General features: G+C 39.7%; 1 protein-coding gene and 1 pseudogene. One reads left to right on the top strand and one right to left on the bottom strand.

The window, feature by feature from the left end; genetic code table 11:
- Positions 1-126 (bottom strand): annotated as a pseudogene (locus tag H6A34_RS15625) (IS4 family transposase); the annotation flags it as partial.
- On the opposite strand from H6A34_RS15625, the gene H6A34_RS14775 reads away from it, so the two are divergent.
- Positions 88-272, top strand: a 185-nt coding sequence (locus tag H6A34_RS14775; RefSeq protein ID WP_338088680.1) for a DUF4372 domain-containing protein, incomplete at its 3' end; no start/stop codon positions are given. The pseudogene H6A34_RS15625 and the gene H6A34_RS14775 overlap by 39 nt on opposite strands.

Below are 272 nucleotides of genomic sequence, written 5' to 3'. Positions count from 1 at the left end.
GATTGAAGACATTGCTGTAGAATCATGCTTTGATGCAGTGGTTACAGTATAGAAGGCAGGAACTTGTGCTTCAATGTCATATAAGACATGAGCCTTCACTCCTCCTTTCTTGCTTCGCAACTTTGCAGTCTAATACAAATGGCTGCTATGTTCCAAGACAAATACGTATTCTCTCAATTAACCGCTTTTCTGAACAGGACTCAGTTTAACAACTATGTTCGCAAGTATGATGGCAACCGATATGTGAAACATTTCACTTGCTGGAATCAGAT

Source organism: Marseilla massiliensis (assembly GCF_016899855.1).
GTDB lineage: Bacteria > Bacteroidota > Bacteroidia > Bacteroidales > Bacteroidaceae > Prevotella.
Note: the sequence above shows the minus strand (reverse complement) of the source record. Positions and strands in the feature narration are given on the sequence as shown.